Source organism: Tessaracoccus sp. MC1679 (genome assembly GCF_014164775.1).
Taxonomy (GTDB): domain Bacteria; phylum Actinomycetota; class Actinomycetes; order Propionibacteriales; family Propionibacteriaceae; genus Arachnia.
The window spans coordinates 99,129-116,621 of sequence record NZ_JACJGB010000001.1; the positions used below are offsets into that span (position 1 = coordinate 99,129).

The window sequence follows — 17,493 nt, forward strand, 5'->3', positions numbered from 1 at the left end:
GATATGGCGGTGAGACTGCGCGACGTGGCGGCCCGGGCGGGAGTGTCGCTGAAGACTGTCTCGAACGTCGTCAACGGCACTGTCAACGTTCGCGAACCGACCCGCGCCAAAGTTCAGGCCGCCATCGACGAGTTGGGCTACCGTCCCAACCTGTCGGCCAGGAACCTGAAGTATGGACGCGGCGGGTTCATCGCCCTCGCCGTCCCCGAGTTGGCCATCCCCTACTTCACCGAACTCGCGGCCAAGTTTGATGCCGCCGCCGCTGAGCTGGGATTCATGATGCTGCTCGACATCACCCGGGCAGACCCAAGCGTCGAGCGGGTGGTGCTGAGCGGGGTTCAGTCACACATGATCGATGGCGTCGTCTTCTCGCCGATGAGTCTCGACCGAGCGGAGATCGAGGCCAACATCCGCTCTGACGTCCCCGTCGTCTTCCTGGGTGAACGTGCCATCCCGGACGGGGTGGACCACGTGGCCGTGGACTCCGTGGCCGCGGCCCGCTCCATGACACAGCACCTCATTGACATCGGGCGGACCCGAATCGCCACCATCGGGCGGAGCCACGGCGTCACCACTGGTTCAGTCCGACAGCAGGGCTACGCCCAGGCCATGGAGTCCGCCGGCATGGAGGTCGACCCCGCCTACCTCAAAGGCACCAGCGACTACAGCCGAGAGGCGGGCCGAACTGCGATGCTGGAGCTGCTCCAACTCCCCACACCGCCAGATGCGGTCTTCTGTTTCAACGACGTCATGGCCGTGGGTGCACTCAGGGCCTGCACCGAGGCGGGCGTCAGAGTCCCGGAGGACGTCGCCGTCGCCGGATTCGACGATATCTCCGAAGGTCGGTACAGCACGCCCACCCTCACCACCATCACCCCAGACATGGACATCCTCGTGCGCGAGGTGTTGCGCATCCTGGTGCGCAGGATCGAGGGCTACACGGGCCCGGGCGAACGGATCCACATCCCTTGGACTCTCACGGTGAGGGAGTCCACGCGAGGCCGTCGTCCGAGCATCCCCCCGCGCTGAGACTCGTGCGGCCATAGGGGAGGCGACGTCCGGCGCCGGGCATCTGTTGCCATCCACAGGGATTCATCCGTTTGTGAGCGGGATTTGTGAGCGACACCCTCGGGGTCACGAGACCCGGCTGCTTGTGCGGTGGATCTGGTGGCGTAGTCGACACCAGATCCGCCCCCTAGCCGGGCGGCCGAGAAGCCGGATCGCTGCACCCGGCGGGACTTTGAGCTCCCGCGAGGGTGGGGGATGCAGGGCGGCTGCGCGTCGCGATGCCCAACCCGAGGATCACCAGACTGGCCTCCCGCGTGAACAGACTGAGACCAGGGCCGCCCTGTCGGCACACGCCCGACCCGGCCACGCCACAGAGAAACGAGTGCAGGGAGGTGGGAGTCGAGGCCCGGGCGGCCTCACCACCCAACCCACAACAGACTCTCCGCAGCGAAAAGACCCTGGACGGCGGCCGCCCGCGCCACGGCTCACGTCTCCCGGCACCGTCGACGGGTCACGTCGGGTTTCTTGGAGTGTCGGGCCAGGCTTCGCTTCATCAGACCAAGGCCTGGGCTCCCCGGGCAGGAGTCGAACCTGCTGCGCTAATCCTGATTCAAAGTCAGGCGGGCCCTACCGAAAGACCAACCGGGGAACGGCCCCGAAGGGCCTTGGCCGAGTCTATACAGCCGAACCCTGGGCGACCACCCGCGGTCAACGCACCCGGACCCTCCCAGCTCGGACACTCAGAAAAGTCGTCAAAAAAAACGTTGCCCGGAGGGTTCCGGGAGGCCGAAAATGTCGGAGGTCGTTTCTATCGTGAAGGGCATGAAGACAACGGAGGCGCAGCACCTGGCAGACCAGTTGCGCGCCAATCGGATGACGAAACGACGAGCCGAAGCCGACGAACTACGGCTGGTCTCCCAGCTGGCCGTGGGCTATCACCTGGACACCGAAGACGCGGGCCACGAGGCCCTCTACGAGCAGGACCTCCGGGTCGGCGGCGAGGGCTGCCCGTTGATCTCGGAGTGGTTCGGCCTCGAACTGGCCGGGCTCCTGGGATGCACCACACGCCAGGCCGTCAGCCTGACCGGCCGCGCACTCAACCTTCGCTACCGGCACCCCACGCTGTGGACCGCCGTCCAACAACTCCAGGTGGATCCCCACCGCGCCGCCGCGGCCGCGGGTCGCTGCGAATCTCTGCCCCAGGAGGTGGCAGACGCACTGTCCGCACGATGGCTGAAGCAACAGCACAGGCTCAGCTGGACTGCGTCGATGAACCTGATGGACAAGCTGATCATCGACGTCGCGCCCCAGCTCGCCGCCGAGGAGGAACGCCGGACCCTGGAAGCCCGACACGTGTCGATCTACGCGTACAGGGAGGGCTCCATGCAGGTCTCGGCCCAGCTCGACGTTCTGGATGCCAAGTACCTCGACGCCGCCATCGAGCAGATCGCCGCCCTCCTCCCCGCGGCGGACCCAACCTCCGCCGGCGTCTCCAAGGCCGAGCTGCGGGCACGGGCGCTGGGCGCTCTGGCCCACCCCGCCTATGCGCTGGCGCTGCAGCAGCAGGCCGCCGGTCAGCCGGCCCTCCTCGACCCCGCCGCCCCAGGTCCCATCGCGGACCAGGATCCGGACGCGGAGCGCCACCGCCCACACCCAGCCGGCTGCACCGGGCACACCTGCGGCACCATCACCGCACCCCTGGAGAAGCTGCGCCCCGTCACTCAGGTGTTCGTTCACATCCCGGCCGCGTCCCTGGCCGGCCTGGACGGCCCCGCGCGGGTCGAAGGCGCCGGCTCCCTCACGCAGGACACGCTGCGCCTCCTCCTCGGCGACAAGCAGGTGGTGGTCCGCCCGGTCATCGACCTGCCGGAGATTCCGGCCGAGGATCCCTATCGCCCCAGCCACCGGCTCCGCGAGGCGGTGATCCAGATATTCCCCACCGACGCCTTCCCCTACTCCCAGACACCCAGCCGCGGCCTGCAGCAGGACCACACCGTCGCCTACCGGGCGTCCGGACCGCCGGGGCAGACCTGGACAGGCAACCTCGCGCCCCTCAGGACGCGCATCCACCGGGCCAAGACCGCCGGTCACTGGCTCGCCCACCTGCAGAGTCCAGGCTGTGCTTTGTGGCGAAGCCCACTCGGCTACCTCTACCGCGTCACCCCGCACGGCACCGTCGCCCTCAACTGACCCCGGGCCTCCGCCCATTCGGCTCAGCCCGCCACCGAACCGGTGAGCGGGCCAGGAGCGCGCGCCCCAAGACGCGACGACTTATCCCCAGCCCGCGAAGTCGTCTGGGACATCGCCACGCGCGCGGCCCACAGTGGGGGCACACTCGAATCTCTGAAGGGAGATCAACTCATGGACAAGGTGCGCTGCTTCGGGGCGGGCGACGGGCTGTATCAGGCCTACCACGACGAGGAGTGGGGGCGGCCCGTGCCGGACTCACCGGACGAGGCGGCACTGTTCGAGCGCCTCTGCCTGGAGGGGTTCCAGGCCGGCCTGTCCTGGCTGACCATCCTGCGCAAGCGCGAGGCATTCCGCGCCGCCTTCGCGGGGTTCCGGCCGGCGGCGGTCGCGGAGTTCGGCGAGGAGGAGATCGAGCGGCTCATGGGCGATGCCGGAATCGTGCGCAACCGGGCCAAGATCACCGCGGCCATCGGCAACGCCCGGGCGCTGCTGGACATGCACGACGGCGGCCTCCGTCTGGCGGACCTCGTGGCCGAGCACGCCCCAGAGCCCCGCGATCGTCCACCGCTCACGTTCGCGGACGTGCCGGCCCAGACACCAGGAACCGTCGCTCTGAGCAAGGACCTCAAGAAGCGCGGCTTCCGCTTCGTGGGCCCCACCACTCTGTACGCGCTCATGCAGGCGGTGGGAATGGCAGACGACCACATCCAGGGCTGCTGGCTGGCTCAGCCCACGGCCTAGTGCGGAGCCCCACCCCCCAGGCCCAGACGCGCCGAAGGCCGGCCCCTCACGGGGCCGGCCTTCTCGGTGGGGTTCGAGTCACTTCTTGGACTTCTTGGACTTCTTCGACTTCTTGTCCTTCTTGGACTTCTTATCCTTCTTCGCCATGATGTCACCTCCTGTGCGTCAATGTCTCGTTGACAAAGGAGTCAACCATCACTTGACGCTTCTGTCAAGTATCCATTGACGCGTGTCGCGATATACGATGCGCACATGGCGGAGAAGAGTCAGGGCGATGCACGAGCCGCGGCGCTCGGCGCCCTTGACGCCGCGCGCCTCGCCCGCGAAGCGGCGGACCTGGCCGAGAACGCCGCCGTCCGCGACGCCCGCAGGGCCGGCGCCTCCTGGTCCCGCATCGGGGAGCTCTACGGACTGACGAAGCAGGGCGCCCAACAGCGGTTCAAGCGGGCCACCGGCCCCGAGTGACAGGCGTGGATCCGCCGTCGGGGCCGACCTCTGGCGGCCGTGAGACAATGGCACCCGTGTCCACCCGCCAACCTGCCCGCGCACGCCGTTCCCGCACCCGGATGACGGCCACGCAGCGCCGCGAGCAGCTGCTGGAGATCGCCCGCGAACTCTTCGCCGAGCGCGGCTACGAGGGCACCTCGGTGGAGGAGATCGCGGCGCGCGCCGGAGTCTCCAAGCCCGTGGTCTACGAGCACTTCGGCGGCAAGGAGGGCGCCTACGCCGTGGTCGTGGATCGGGAGACCCAGGTGCTGCACACCTCCATCAGGAGCGCACTGACCACCCCCGGTGCCGGATCCCGAGAGCTGCTGGAGAGGGGCGCGATGGCCCTCCTGGACTACATCGACGGCTGCCCCGACGGCTTCCGGATCCTCTCGCGGGACTCGTCGACGGGGCAGGCGAGCGGCTCGTTCGCCTCCATCCTCAGCGACATCGCCGCACAGGTGGAGGACATCCTGGCGGGCGAGTTCGAGCGCACCGGGCACGATCCCCAGTTCGCCGGCCTCTACGCCCAGGCCCTGGTCGGGCTGGTGGCGCAGACGGGTCAGCAGTGGCTGGAGAACCGCGAGCCGTCCCGGCAGGTGGTGGCGAGCCACCTCATCAACCTCGCCTGGAACGGCATGGCCCACCTTCAGGCCGAGCCGAGGCTGATCATGGAAGGCATCGACCGGCGCCGCGCCGGCACCGCGCCCGAAGCTGAAGCCGAGGATCAGACCGAGCCGATCAGCAGCCGCCTCAAGTAGTCGGTCATCTCCGCCCGGTCATGCGGGTCCCACTCCGCGAGGAGCGCCTCCTCGAGCATCAGCAGCGACAGCAACGCCGCATCCACAAGCTCCAGCCCGGCAGCAGTGAGCGTCACCAGCATCCCGCGACCGTCGTAGGGATCGGGATCCCGCGTCACCGCTCCGCGCGCCACCAGCCGGTCCACCCTGTTGGTCATCGTGCCCGAGGTGACGTGGGTCTCGCGCAACAACTGCCCCGGCGAGAGCCTGTAAGGCTCACCGGCCCGGCGCAGGGCGGCGAGGACGTCGAACTCCCACCCCTCGATGGCGTGGGCGGAGAAGGCGCGCTTGCGGTGACCGGCCAGGATGCCGGCCAGGCGGTCGATGCGCGACCAGATGTGCATCGGTTCCAGCGCCAGATCGTCGCGCTCGCGCGCCCACGCGGTCACCACCTCGTCGACCTCGTCGCCGGTCATCCGAGCACCTGCGCTCCCTGCACCGGCCCGTAGGCGCGGCGGACGGCCCGGACCCCGCTGAAGACGCCGAGCACCTCGGCCAACTCATGGCTGTGCGCGTCCGAGCCTGCGAGGAACGCGCACGTGGGCCCCGACCCGCTGACGATGGCGCCCAGCGCCCCGGCGCCCAGGCCGATCTCCAGGGTGCGGGCCAACGTGGGTTGCAGCGAGATCGCGGGCCGCTCCAGGTCGTTGATGAGCGCCGCCCCCACACCCGGGGCGTCGCCGGCCCGAAGCGCCTCGAGGAGCGCCACGGGGATGCTCGTGTCCTGGGGGCTGCACATCCGGTCGAACTCCTTGAACACCGCCGGCGTGGACAGCCCGGTGTGGGAGAGGGCCAACGTCCAGTGGAGGGTGCCGCTCGACATCACCGGGGTGAGGATCTCCCCTCGACCGGTGCCGATGGCGGTGCCGCCCAGCAGCAGGAACGGCACGTCCGAGCCGATCTGGGCAGCCAGGTCGTGCAGCTCATCCCGCGTGGCGCCGAGCGCCCACAGCGCGTTGCACGCCACCAGCACCGCGGCCGCATCGGCCGACCCCCCGGCCATGCCGCCGGCCACCGGGATCCGTTTGCGCACCAGCAGGCTGACGCCCACGTCGTGGCGCCCGAAGTGCCCCGCGAGCAGCTTGGCCGAACGCATCGCCAGGTTGGTGTCGTCGATGGGGAGGAACGCGGCGCCCTCGCCCTGGAACGCGAGCCGGAACTCGCCCGCGGGAGCCGCTTCGGCCACCACCTCGTCGCCGAGGGAGACGGCCTGGAAGACGGTGCCCAACTCGTGATAGCCCTGGGCGTCGGTCCCGCCGACCCGCAGGGCGAGGTTCACTTTCGCGGGCACGCGAACCCTGACCGCCGTCACCCCATGAACGTAGCGCAAACCGCGCCGCGGGCCCAGTGGCGTCCGTCAGCCAGAGACCCGCTCGGCAATCGCCGCGAACGCGGCCACGTCCAGCATCTCGCCGCGCAGCTGGGGATCCACACCCGCCGCCTCGATCAGCTCCGACGCTGCCGCCGACGACCCGATCACCCCCGCCAGGGCGGCGCGCAGCATCTTGCGTCGCTGCGAGAACGCCGCGTCGATCACCCGGAAGGTGTCCTCGCGGGACGCCGTCGTCGCGGGCGCCGGGCGGCGCGTGATCCGCACCAGGCCGGACTCCACATTGGGCACCGGCCAGAACACCTTGGGCGGCACCGTCCCCACCCTCGCGGACTCGGCGTACCAGGCCACCTTCGCGCTGGGCACGCCGTAGACCTTGCTTCCAGGCGGCGCCACCAGGCGGTCCGCCACCTCCAGCTGCACCATCACCAGCCCATCGGTCCAGTCCGGGAACAGCTCGAGCATGCGCAGCAGGACCGGCACGGAGACGTTGTAGGGAAGGTTGGCCACCAGCGACGACGGCGCGGGCCCCGGGAGCGCGTCCACCTGGAGCGCGTCCGCGGCCACCACCGTCAGCCGCTCGGCGGCATCCTCGCCCATCCGCTCGCGGACGGTCCGCTCCAGCCGCGCGGCGAGCCGATCCTCGATCTCGACGGCGACCACCCGGGCACCGGTCTCCAGCAGCCCCAGCGTCAGGGACCCGAGCCCGGGCCCGATCTCCAGCACCACATCCTCGGCCGTCACGCCGGAGAGGGCGACGATCCGCCGGACCGTGTTGGGGTCCACCACGAAGTTCTGCCCCCGCTGCTTGGTGGGGCGCAGGTCCAGCTCCGCCGCGATGCGGCGCACCGAGGCCGGGTCCAGCAGTCCGAGCTCAGGCATCCGTCCCCCACTCCCCGTACGCCGCGGCAGTGGTGGCGACGATCCGGTCGCAGAACTCAGCCAGCTCCACCCCGAGCAGGTCCGCAAGGAACCGGACGGTGTGCGGCAGCAGGTAGGGCGCGTTGGCCTTGCCCCGCTGCGGCGCGGGCGTGAGATAGGGGGCGTCGGTCTCGACGAGGACGCGGTCCAGCGGCGTCGCCAGCGCGGCCTCCCGCAGCGCCCCGGCGGAGCCGAAGGTGACCACCCCGGGGAACGACAGGAACGCGCCGCGCTCCACGCAGCGCCGCGCGAAGTCGGCGTCGCCGGAGAAGCAGTGCATCACCACCCGGCCGGGGAGGCCCTCGTCGTCGAGCACGCGAAGGATGGCGTCGTGGGCGTCGCGGTCGTGGATCACCAGCGTCCGCTCGTAGGTCTTCGCCCACCCGATGTGCGCCCGGAAGGACACCTCCTGAGCCTCCTGGCCCGCCGCTTCGCGCGTCCGGAAGTAGTCCAGGCCGGTCTCCCCCACCGCGACCACCTCGGGCGCCGCGACCAGCGGCTCCAGCTCCGCCAGCACCGCGGCGAGACCCGCGGCCCCGTCGCGGAGGAACACCCGGGCCGCGTCGTTGGGGTGCAGCGCCACTGCGGCGCGCACCGCGGGCTGGCGCTCGGCCAGCTCGATCGCCGCCCGCGACGACTCCACGTCACAGCCCACCTCGATCACCCGCGACACCCCCACCTGGGCGGCCAGCCGAAGAGAGTCACCCACCGGCAGACCCGAATACTCGTGGGTGGACCACAGGTGGGTGTGGTTGTCGACGACGGGCCGGGGCAGCGCCTCCGGCAGGGGCGGCAGGCCGAGGGTGTCGAGGGGATTCACTTGGCGCTCTCCTTGTCTGCCAACGCAGCCGCGTACAGCTCCTTGCGGTTGGCTCCGGTGACCTTCGCCACGTCCGCCACCGCCTCGGACAGTCTCGCACCACCGGCCCGCGCCCGCCGCACCAGCTCCAACGCGTCGTCAGCCGATGCCGTCGACGGCGGCGCCCCGGCAACCACGACGGTGACCTCGCCGCGCACCCCGCCCCCAGCCCACTCCGCCAGCTCGGCCAACGGCCCGCGAATCACCTCTTCGTAGGGCTTGGTGAGCTCGCGGCACACGGCCGCGGGACGGTCCGGGCCCAGCTCGCGGGCGCCGTCGCGGAGGAACTCCTCCAGGCGGTGGGGGGCCTCGAAGAACACCATCGTGCGCTCCTCGCCTGCCAGGGCCGCCAATCGACGGCCCCGCTCGCCGGCCTTGCGGGGCAGGAACCCCTCGAAGCAGAACCGGTCCACGGGCAGCCCGGAGACGGCCAACGCGGTCAGCACCGCGGAAGGCCCGGGCACGGCGGTCACCCGAAGGCCGGCGTCGATGCAGGCCACCACCAGCCGATACCCCGGGTCGCTGACCGACGGCATGCCGGCATCGGTCACCAGCACCACCCGCTGCCCCGCCGCGACGGCGGCCGCGAGCTCGACGGTGCGGGAGGCCTCGTTGCCCTCGAAGTAGCTGACCACCCGCGCCGTCGGCTCGATCCCCAACCGCTTGGTGAGCAGGAGGAATCGGCGGGTGTCCTCCGCCGCGATGACATCCGCCGAAGCCAGGGCGGTGCGCAGGCTCTGGCTGGCGTCGTCGGAGGACCCGATGGGCGTGGCCGCCAGGATCAGGGCTCCGTCGGGAAGGGGGTGCATGAGCTCAGCCTATGATGCATGGGTGCTGACCACGCTCCAGGCTCTCGACGACGGCCGGCTCCGCGACCGCACCGCCGGATGGGTGGTCACCCTCAGCATCACGCTGATGGCGTTCCTGCTGCGCTTCCACAACCTGGGCCAGCCCCACGCCATCATGTTCGACGAGACCTACTACGCCAAGGACGCGTGGGCGATCCTGCAGTCCGGCTACGAGCGGCAGTGGGTCGAGGACGCCAACGACATGATCCTGGCCGGGGACCTCTCCGGCATGAAGGAGGCGGCCGCCTACATCGTGCACCCGCCGGTGGGGAAGCTGCTCATCGCGGCCGGCGAGGCGATGTTCGGCATGAATCCCTTCGGCTGGCGGTTCATGGCGCTGATCTTCGGCACGCTGCTGGTGTTCTTCACCATCCGGATGGCCCGGCGCCTGTCGCGCTCCACGCTGATCGGCGGCGTCGCGGGGCTGCTGATCACCTTCGACGGCTTGGCCTTCATGATGAGCCGCATCGCCCTGCTGGACATCTTCCAGGCCACCTTCGCGGTGGCGGGTGTCGCGGCGCTCGTGGCGGACCGGGACTGGATGCGCCACAAGCTCGCCGCCCACCTGCGGGCCCACGACCTGCCGGACCTGGGCGGCTCGTTCGGGCCCCTGCTGCTGTGGCGGCCCTGGCGCGTGGCGGCCGGAGTGATGCTGGCTCTGTCGGTCTCCGTGAAGTGGAACTCGCTGTTCCTCATCGCCATGTTCGGGATCGTCGTCGTCTTCTGGGACCTGGGCGCGCGGCGGCTGGCCGGCGCCGGGCGCGCCCAGTGGTGGTCGGTGCTGGTGGACGCCCCGATGGCGTTCGTCAACCTGGTGGTCGTGGTGGTGCCGATCTACCTCGGCTCCTGGTTCGGCTGGTTCACTACCGACGGCGGCTACTACCGCGGCTGGGGCGCGGACAACCCGGAGGACCCCGTCGTGCAGCGCTTCGGCGAGGCGCTCGGCTCACTGTGGCACTACCACGTTGAGATGTACCGCTTCCATACCGGCGACGGGATGATGGTGGATGCCACCCACTCCTACGAGGCCCACCCGGCCGGCTGGCTGTTCCTACAGCGCCCCATCGCGATCTACGCCGTCAACGACATCGAGCCGGGGGTGGACGGCTGCGAGGCCGTGGGCACCACCTGCGTGAGCATCGTCAACGGCATCGGCACCCCGTTGTTGTGGTGGGCGGCGGCGCTCGCGCTGGGCGCGGGGCTGGTGTGGTGGCTGATGGGCCGGGACTGGCGGTTCTCCGTTCCGCTGCTGGCCGTCGCGGCCACCTACCTGCCGTGGTTCCGCTACGCCGGCCGGCCCCTGTTCTTCTTCTACGCCATCATGATCATCCCGTTCAGCGCCACGGTGCTGGCGATGGCCCTGGGCAAGATCCTAGGCCCGGCCCACCATCCTCGACGGCGCGTGCGGGCGATGGCGGTGGGCGTGCTGCTGGCCCTGATCATCCTCAACTTCGCGTTCTTCTACCCCATCCTCACCGCTGAGATCATGACGCGGCCGGCCTGGCTGATGCGCATGTGGTTCGGCAACGCCTGGATCTAGGCGGTCTCCGGACTAGCCCTCCGCGCCGCGCTGCCTGAGCAGCCGGGACCCGTAGGCGCGCATCCTGCTGAACCGCGGCAGGGCGTTGGCCGGCGAGTCCCCCAACAGCAGGCCGGCCAGGTAGTAGCCGCTGGCGGTGCCGTTCATCAGCTCACCGCGACCGTTGCCGCGCGCGTAGAACCCGCCCGGGATCGCGGAGGCACCGACGACGGGGCGACCGTGGTCGCTGGGATCGATGGCCATCCGGCCCGTCTCGAGGGCCGAGGCGCCCAGCTCCGAGCGCGCCCACTGCGCCAGCCCCGCCGTCGCGGCGTCGATCGACGAGAGGCTCACCTTCTGGCCCACCACGAGGGCGGCCTCCCCCACCGGTCGGATCATCCACGCGGGCCCAGTGGCGTGCAGGCTCACCTCCGTGCGGGGGCGGGCGGGGATGCAGCGAAGCACCGGAACCCACTGCGCCGGGCCGATGCGCGCAGCCCTCCCCCACGGGCTGACGCCCAGAGTGTCGATGACCGCGACCCCGCCCACGTCGCCGGCGTCGCGCACCCAGGCGAGGTTGTTGCGGAACCCGATCCGCGTGATGCCCTCGCGTCGCGTCAGGTGCGTCACGGTCACCTCGTGCACCACCTGCGCACCCGCAGCCACTGCGGCCGCCCTCAGCAGCCTGGCGTACTCATCGACGTCCACGCACAGCGCCTGGGTGACCAGCGCCGCCCCGCCGGGCCAGCGATCGACCTGCGCCTCCGCGCCCGCGGTGCGGAACAGCTCCGCCACCTCCCGCGTCTCCCGCTCGTCGCCCCCGGGCAGCGAACTGTCGCGGAGCGTCATGGTGGTCAGGCCGGGATGGATCTGCCTGATCTCCGCCATGGCGGCGAGGTTGCGCCGGGCGTGCTCCAGCGCGCCCGCGACCCCGTAGGCGATGGTCATGGTGGCCACGGTGGACGCGTGGCCCACCGCCGCGACCCCGTGTCCGATCGCGGCGCTGCGGAACTCCTGGTTGGGGTCGAGCACCAGCACGTCGTAACCCTCTGCCGCCAAGCGGCGGGCCACGGTCAGCCCCGCGACGCTCGCCCCCAGGACAACCACGTCGTGTGCCATGGGTTCAGCCTAGCCCGAGACCACGACGGCGGGACCGGTGACAGGCCCGCCACGCGAAGGCAGTAAAGTCTGGCCGACGAAAGGAAGCGCCCCATGTGGAAGCTGCACAACAACGGAATTCTCGCCCCGGACGCGGTGGTGAAGCCGACGGAGAGGCTCAGCTGGGGCCGCACCGTCGGGCTCGGTGCCCAACACGTGGTGGCGATGTTCGGCGCCACGTTCGTGTTCCCGCTGCTGATGGGCCTCAACCCGCAGCTCGCGGTGATGATGTCCGGCGTCGCGACGCTGGTGTTCCTGTTCGCGGTCCAGCACCGGGTGCCGAGCTACCTGGGATCGTCGGCCTCCTTCGTCGGCGTGGCCACCGCGATCTACACCGCCGGCGGTGACCCCGCGGACCTGACGGGTGCGCTGTTCGTGGTGGGCCTGACCCTCTTCATGGTGGGTCTCATCATCCACTTCGCGGGTGCCCGCGTGATCCACAAGGCGCTGCCGCCGGTGGTCACCGGCGCCGTCGTGATGCTGATCGGTTTCAACCTGGCCCCTGTGGTCGCGTCGGTCTACTGGCCGGTGGATCCGTGGGTGGCGTTCACCGTGATGCTGATCGTGATCGCACTGAGCATCGGGCTGCGTGGCTTCATGGGCCGCATCGCCATCTTCCTGTCGTTGATCATCGGATACGTCCTCAGCTGGGTCTTCGACCTGGTCCTCGGGCCCCTCCAGCGCGTCGCCGAGGACGGCACGGTCACCGAGCAGCTGCGCGTGAACTGGGCCCCGGTGGCGGAGGCCAACTGGTTCGGCCTCCCGCCGGTCAGCGATCTGGCGAACTGGACCTATGGCGCCACGGACAACGTGGTGGGCTTCCACCTGCCCAGCTTCTCGTTCGCGGCCATCATCGTGGCGCTGCCCGTCGTGATCGCGCTCATCGCGGAGAACACGGGACACGTCAAGGCGGTCGCCGAGATGACCGGCGAGGACCTGGACCCCGTCATGGGCCGGGCCATCGCGGCAGACGGCGCGGGTTCGATGATCGCCACCCTCGTCGGCGCCGGCCCCACCACCACCTACGCGGAGAACATCGGCGTCATGGCCGCCACCCGCGTCTACTCCACAGCCGCCTACGTGGTGGCTGCCCTGGTGGCCATCCTGTTCGGCTTCTCCCCGAAGTTCGGCGCCGTCATCTCCGCCACCCCGAGCGCAGTGCTGGGCGGCATCACCGTCGTCCTCTACGGCATGATCGGCCTCCTCGGCGCGAAGATCTGGAAGGAGAACGGGGTCGACTTCGGCAACCCGCTCAACCTGATCCCTGCCGCGGCGGGCATCATCATCGGTGTCGGCGACGTGCAGCTGCCGTTGGGTGACGACTTCAGCATCGGAGGCATCGCACTCGGCACCATCGTGACGATCGGGATCTACCACCTGGCCCGGGTCATCGCGCCGCGAGAGATGCGTGAGAGCGCCGACGGCGCCTCGCTCATCTACGACGCCCCCGGCATCTACGTCGACGAGGACGACGACTCGCCCCGCTGAGGCTCGGACGGCCCCGCGGCCCTTTGCCGCGGGGCGATACCGTGGGGGCCGTGGATGACCTGCAGAGCACCTTCCGCGACGCCATGGCTCGCGTGGCGGCGCCCGTGACCGTGATCACCACCACAGTCGACGGCGTCCCCACCGGCACCACGGTCTCGGCATTCTCGTCGCTGTCCATCTCCCCGCCCATGGTGCTCCTCGCGTTGGACAACCGGGGCGGAATGATCGGGAGAGTGCGGGCGTCCGGGCGGATCGGCGTCAACGTGCTCGGCGAGGACCAGGCTGAGCTGGCTCTCCGGTTCGCCCGCAACGATCTCCCCGACCGGTTCTCAGGCCTCGTCTGGCACGACGACCACGGCCTCCCGCGCCTCGACGGCGCCGTCGCCTGGTTGCGCTGCGACGAACTGTCGTTCGAGCCGGGCGGTGACCACACCATCATCCTGGGCACCGTGGCAGCGGCATCGTTCCAGGGTGACGCGTCCCTGGCCTACCACATGCGCCAGTTCCAGGCCCTCGTCCCCACCCGGCACCCGTGACCGACGCTGAGGCGTCAGTGGTCTGAGACGTCCCGCGCGTCGCGGATCGGGGCGCTGTCCATGTCCGGAATGCCGTCCAGGTTCATGTCACGGGTGCGGAGCTTCTTGGCGTCCCAGCGGAGGAAGACCGCGGCCAGACCTGCCGCGAGGAACGAGGCGAGGAGGATCGCGAGCTTCGCCCCTGCAGTGTGTTCGGCATCCGGGAACGACAGTTCGGCGATGAGCAGGGACACGGTGAACCCGATGCCGGTGAGGAAGCCGACCGGCAGCAGGTCGCGCAGGCCGATGCTGTCCGGCAGCCGCAGCGGCGTGAACTTCGTGACCAGTGCCGTCACCCCGAGCACGCCGACCAGCTTGCCGACGATGAGTCCGAGGACGATCGCCAGCACCACCGGCTGCGCAAGCACGCTGGCGGGGCCGTCGCCGTCGACGAGCGAGACGCCCGCCGAGAAGAATGCGAAGAGGGGCAGTGCGATGCCGGACGAGAATGGCCGCACGGCGTGCTCGTAATGGTGGGTGCGCGTCTCCGTCTCGCCGTGCACGGCGATGGCCGGGACCACGAAACCGAGCAGCACGCCTGCGATGGTGGCGTGGACGCCGGAGGCGTGCATGAGGGCCCATGCGGTGAGCGCCAGGATGAGCAGCAGCCAGGGCGCCGGCTTGCGCGAGCGCACCACGAGCGCGAACAGAGCGATGACCGCCAGCGATGCGCCCAGCCAGAGGAGGTTGAGGCCTGAGGTGTAGAAGACGGCGATGACGATGATGGCCAGCAGGTCGTCGACGACGGCCAGCGTCAGGAGGAAGGTGCGCAGCGCGCGAGGCAGGCCCCGACCGAAGATGGCCAGCACCGCGATGGCGAACGCGATGTCGGTCGCGGTGGGGATGGCCCAGCCCTGGAGCGCCGTCGGGTCCTGGAGCAGCGTGACGACGGCCACGTAGATGAGGGCCGGCACCGCCATCCCGCCGATCGCGGCGAACACCGGCACGGCCGCCTCCTTCGGGCGGCGGAGGCTGCCGGCGACGATCTCGTGCTTGAGCTCAACTCCCACGATGAAGAAGAACACGGCCAGCAGGCCATCGGCGGCCCACTTGGACAGCGAGAGGTCCAGGTGGAGCGCCTTGGGGCCGACGACGAGCCCGGAGAGCGCCTGGTAGGCCTCGCGCCAGGGGGAGTTGGCCCAGATCAGGGCCACGACGGCGGCGATGAGAAGCAGCACACCGCTCGTGGTCTCCAGGGTCACCCAGTGCCGCAGCCGGCTTCGACGGTTCTGCTCTGTTGGGGGGGTCATGCGTCTCCTTCGGTAGGCCGTGATGACAGCGCGCCGATGACAGCGCGCCAGCCACGACGTCGACCAGACTTCCCGACACTCCGGGGCCCAAGACTAGCGAAGCACCCGCCTGAAACCCGCACGAGGTCCACGACGGATGTCCGCAGTATGAGACGAGAGGGTGGGGTGCCGAGCCGGGAGCGCCTCTCGGCGCGGGGCCGCTCAAAGCGGCTAAGTGTGGAGCCCGGGGCTACCGCAGCTCGGCACCCGTCTGGAGAATACCCGGCGCGGCTCCCAGGACAAACCTGCTACTCCAATTCGCCGCGACGCCATAGCCGGGCGCTGGCCGCAAGATCCTCCGCCAGGTGCATCAGGCGGTCGGCGTGCACGTCGTCGTGCGGCTGCAGGTTCCCCCGCCCGGCGGAGACGACGCGGGCGAACGCCCCGGCCCGCTCCAACGCGAGCGCCAGGTCACCCTCGAACACGCCGCGGAGAATGTCGTCCGCCACCCGCAGGACCTCGTCCGGTCCGGTGGGATCTGCGCCTGCGATGGCGTGGTTGGACTCTGAGAGGTGGGTGCCGGCGGAGTACTGGCGGGCGGCGATGTCCGCGTCGCGCCGCACCCACTCGCGCAGGACGTAGAGCCGGTACAGCGCCCCGGGAAGCGAGCGGGCCGGACGCGAGGCCCACAGGTCTGCCAGCGTGGTGATTCCCACCTCGTCGACCACACCGATGAGGCGCGCCGTGAGCTCCGGATCCCTGCCCTGGCGGCCCGCTCCGACGAGCGTGGCCGCGGTGGCGTGGGCGGCGTGCAGCTCGGCGACGGGGTCCACGCTCTCGCCCATCTCATCGAGCACCGATGGTGCGCGGAGGGCGGGACGGCGAGGCTTGCGGGGCTCGGACACCCCACCAGGCTACGCGACGGGGCAGCAGCGTCGGGCGCCCGCGGGAGGTGGCACTCTTGAGAGGGTCCCACTAGTCAGGAGCCCCCATGAACTGGATCCTCGAAGCCGCCATCGTCCTGATGCTCCTCAGCTACGGCGCGCGCGGCTGGCGCACCGGGCTGGTCGCGGGCGCCTTCTCCCTGGCGGGCACGGTGGCGGGCATCCTGGCCGGCCTGTGGGCGGGGCCGCGGCTGGTGGCGGCGTTCGGCTCCGACTGGCCGGTCCTGGGCCAGACGATGGCCCTTGTCGGGGCAGCCATGGCGGGCGCGGCGCTCGGCGACGCCGTGATCGGCTCGATCGGCCGCCGCTTCCGGGGGCCGGGCAGGCCGAACCCCGTCGACGCGATCCTCGGGGCCGGCGGGGCCGTGGTGGTCTCCGCCCTGGTGCTGGGCGTGCTCGCCGCAGCGATCAAGCCCATCGCCCCGCCCGCGTGGGTGCGCACCATCGACTCGTCGGTCAGCCTCGGTGTCATCGGGCGCGCGATGCCCGAGGAGGCGGCCCGGCAGGCATCGCGACTGACGGTGATGCTCGACGCCGCGGGCCTCCCGCGCGTCTTCAGCGGGCTCTTCCCCGAGCCCGAGCTGCCGGTCCCAGCCCCGGACGACGCCACGGCGCAATCCCCCGGGGTGCAGGCGGCAGCCGACAGCGTGCTGAAGATCGCGGCCGCAGTGCCCGAGTGTCGCGGCCCGCTGGCCGCCAACAGCGGCAGCGGGTGGGTGAGCGCCCCGGAACGGGTGGTCACCAACGCCCATGTGGTGGCCGGCTCCGACGCCGTGGCGGTCGAGGTGGGTGGACGCACACTCGCCGCCACCGTCGTCACGTTCGCCCCGGACATCGATATCGCTGTCCTCCACGTGCCGGGGCTGGAGGCCGAGCCGCTGACCCGGAGCGGCCCGCTGCCTGCCGAGACGCCGGTGGCGGTGGCCGGCTTCCCCGGAGGGGGCCCGTACACGGTCACCTCGGGGCGCGTCCGGGGCACGATCGACGCCCGCGGCGACGACATCTACGGCTCGACGGTGGTGTCGCGGGAGGTCCTGTCGCTTCGCGCCCACGCCGAGCAGGGAAACTCCGGGGGTCCGGTGCTCAACGAGAACGGCGAGGTGGCCGGGACGGTCTTCGCCATCTCGCTCGTCGATGCAGAGACCACCTATGCACTCACCAACGCTCAGACCAACGCCCTGATCGACGGGGCGGCCTCGGCCACGCAGGAGGTCAGCACCCAGGCGTGCACGCAGTGAACCACAAGGGGTGAAACCAGAAAGGCCGGTCCCGGGGGACCGACCTTGGTGGAGCTAGGGGGATTCGAACCCCCGGCCTTCTCATTGCGAACGAGACGCGCTACCAACTGCGCCATAGCCCCTTGAAGCATCACGAAGCCTAGCACCGAGCCGAGCGGG

Annotated in this window: 17 protein-coding genes and 2 tRNA genes; 9 read left to right on the forward strand and 10 right to left on the reverse strand. The window is 70.6% G+C overall.

The genetic code is table 11. The annotated features are described in order from the left end of the window. Positions 1-3 precede the first annotated feature (3 nt). On the forward strand, positions 4-1,029 hold the full coding sequence (locus H5398_RS00500; protein WP_182798599.1) for a LacI family DNA-binding transcriptional regulator: 1,026 nt from the start codon (positions 4-6) through the stop codon (positions 1,027-1,029). 549 nt (positions 1,030-1,578) lie between these two features. Here the strand turns inward: H5398_RS00500 and H5398_RS00505 are convergent. Then, positions 1,579-1,657, reverse strand: a tRNA-Gln gene (locus H5398_RS00505). 173 nt (positions 1,658-1,830) lie between these two features. Between H5398_RS00505 and H5398_RS00510 the strand changes: the two genes are divergently transcribed. The 4 genes from H5398_RS00510 to H5398_RS00525 all read left to right on the forward strand — a co-directional run bounded on the left by H5398_RS00510 (position 1,831) and on the right by H5398_RS00525 (position 5,186). Beyond that, positions 1,831-3,198: a DUF222 domain-containing protein gene (locus tag H5398_RS00510; RefSeq protein WP_182798600.1), complete on the forward strand. Its 1,368-nt coding sequence runs from the start codon at positions 1,831-1,833 to the stop codon at positions 3,196-3,198. Between the two features lie 171 nt (positions 3,199-3,369). Next, a complete protein-coding gene (locus H5398_RS00515; protein WP_182798601.1) occupies positions 3,370-3,939 on the forward strand; it encodes a DNA-3-methyladenine glycosylase I in 570 nt (189 codons plus the stop codon). A gap of 252 nt (positions 3,940-4,191) precedes the next feature. Next, complete coding sequence (locus H5398_RS00520) at positions 4,192-4,404, forward strand: hypothetical protein (RefSeq protein WP_182798602.1); 213 nt, start codon at positions 4,192-4,194, stop codon at positions 4,402-4,404. Positions 4,405-4,505: 101 nt separating this feature from the next. Continuing rightward, positions 4,506-5,186, forward strand: coding sequence for a TetR/AcrR family transcriptional regulator (locus H5398_RS00525; RefSeq protein WP_220489073.1), 681 nt, complete (start codon positions 4,506-4,508; stop codon positions 5,184-5,186). Here H5398_RS00525 and H5398_RS00530 read toward each other — a convergent pair. Genes H5398_RS00530 through rsmI form a run of 5 tightly spaced genes read right to left on the reverse strand, consistent with a single transcriptional unit; the run spans position 5,153 to position 9,144 of the window. Next, positions 5,153-5,641: a MarR family winged helix-turn-helix transcriptional regulator gene (locus H5398_RS00530; protein WP_182798604.1), complete on the reverse strand. Its 489-nt coding sequence runs from the start codon at positions 5,639-5,641 to the stop codon at positions 5,153-5,155. The genes H5398_RS00525 and H5398_RS00530 overlap by 34 nt on opposite strands. After that, positions 5,638-6,537, reverse strand: coding sequence for a 4-(cytidine 5'-diphospho)-2-C-methyl-D-erythritol kinase (locus H5398_RS00535; protein ID WP_182798605.1), 900 nt, complete (start codon positions 6,535-6,537; stop codon positions 5,638-5,640). The genes H5398_RS00530 and H5398_RS00535 overlap by 4 nt, the downstream gene beginning before the upstream one ends. Positions 6,538-6,582: 45 nt before the next feature. Then, the gene (gene rsmA / locus H5398_RS00540; protein ID WP_182798606.1) at positions 6,583-7,437 is read right to left on the reverse strand and encodes a 16S rRNA (adenine(1518)-N(6)/adenine(1519)-N(6))-dimethyltransferase RsmA; all 855 of its coding nucleotides are present in this window, start codon (positions 7,435-7,437) and stop codon (positions 6,583-6,585) included. Then, positions 7,430-8,296, reverse strand: a complete 867-nt coding sequence (locus H5398_RS00545) for a TatD family hydrolase (RefSeq protein WP_182798607.1) — start codon at positions 8,294-8,296, stop codon at positions 7,430-7,432. The genes rsmA and H5398_RS00545 overlap by 8 nt, the downstream gene beginning before the upstream one ends. After that, entirely contained in the window at positions 8,293-9,144 is an 852-nt protein-coding gene (gene rsmI, locus H5398_RS00550) for a 16S rRNA (cytidine(1402)-2'-O)-methyltransferase (protein ID WP_182798608.1), read from the reverse strand. The genes H5398_RS00545 and rsmI overlap by 4 nt, the downstream gene beginning before the upstream one ends. Here rsmI and H5398_RS00555 point away from each other — a divergent pair. Next, positions 9,143-10,723: a dolichyl-phosphate-mannose--protein mannosyltransferase gene (locus tag H5398_RS00555; protein ID WP_255421954.1), complete on the forward strand. Its 1,581-nt coding sequence runs from the start codon at positions 9,143-9,145 to the stop codon at positions 10,721-10,723. The genes rsmI and H5398_RS00555 overlap by 2 nt on opposite strands. Positions 10,724-10,735: 12 nt before the next feature. On the opposite strand, the gene H5398_RS00560 is transcribed toward H5398_RS00555, so the two are convergent. Then, the gene (locus H5398_RS00560) at positions 10,736-11,821 is read right to left on the reverse strand and encodes an FAD-dependent oxidoreductase (RefSeq protein ID WP_182798609.1); all 1,086 of its coding nucleotides are present in this window, start codon (positions 11,819-11,821) and stop codon (positions 10,736-10,738) included. Between the two features lie 93 nt (positions 11,822-11,914). Here H5398_RS00560 and H5398_RS00565 point away from each other — a divergent pair, with 93 nt between their 5' ends. Together H5398_RS00565 and H5398_RS00570 are read left to right on the forward strand one after the other, a co-directional pair. Continuing rightward, the gene (locus H5398_RS00565) at positions 11,915-13,348 is read left to right on the forward strand and encodes a uracil-xanthine permease family protein (protein ID WP_182798610.1); all 1,434 of its coding nucleotides are present in this window, start codon (positions 11,915-11,917) and stop codon (positions 13,346-13,348) included. 50 nt (positions 13,349-13,398) lie between these two features. Continuing rightward, on the forward strand, positions 13,399-13,884 hold the full coding sequence (locus H5398_RS00570) for a flavin reductase family protein (protein ID WP_182798611.1): 486 nt from the start codon (positions 13,399-13,401) through the stop codon (positions 13,882-13,884). Positions 13,885-13,898: 14 nt separating this feature from the next. Here H5398_RS00570 and nhaA read toward each other — a convergent pair whose 3' ends face one another. Both nhaA and H5398_RS00580 read right to left on the reverse strand, forming a co-directional pair. Beyond that, complete coding sequence (gene nhaA / locus H5398_RS00575; protein WP_182798612.1) at positions 13,899-15,173, reverse strand: Na+/H+ antiporter NhaA; 1,275 nt, start codon at positions 15,171-15,173, stop codon at positions 13,899-13,901. 287 nt (positions 15,174-15,460) lie between these two features. Then, positions 15,461-16,057: a hypothetical protein gene (locus H5398_RS00580; protein WP_182798613.1), complete on the reverse strand. Its 597-nt coding sequence runs from the start codon at positions 16,055-16,057 to the stop codon at positions 15,461-15,463. An 86-nt stretch (positions 16,058-16,143) separates the two neighbouring features. On the opposite strand from H5398_RS00580, the gene H5398_RS00585 reads away from it, so the two are divergent. Further along, a complete protein-coding gene (locus H5398_RS00585) occupies positions 16,144-17,334 on the forward strand; it encodes a MarP family serine protease (RefSeq protein WP_182798614.1) in 1,191 nt (396 codons plus the stop codon). A gap of 46 nt (positions 17,335-17,380) precedes the next feature. Here H5398_RS00585 and H5398_RS00590 read toward each other — a convergent pair. Then, positions 17,381-17,456 (reverse strand) — tRNA-Ala (locus H5398_RS00590). Positions 17,457-17,493 lie beyond the last annotated feature (37 nt).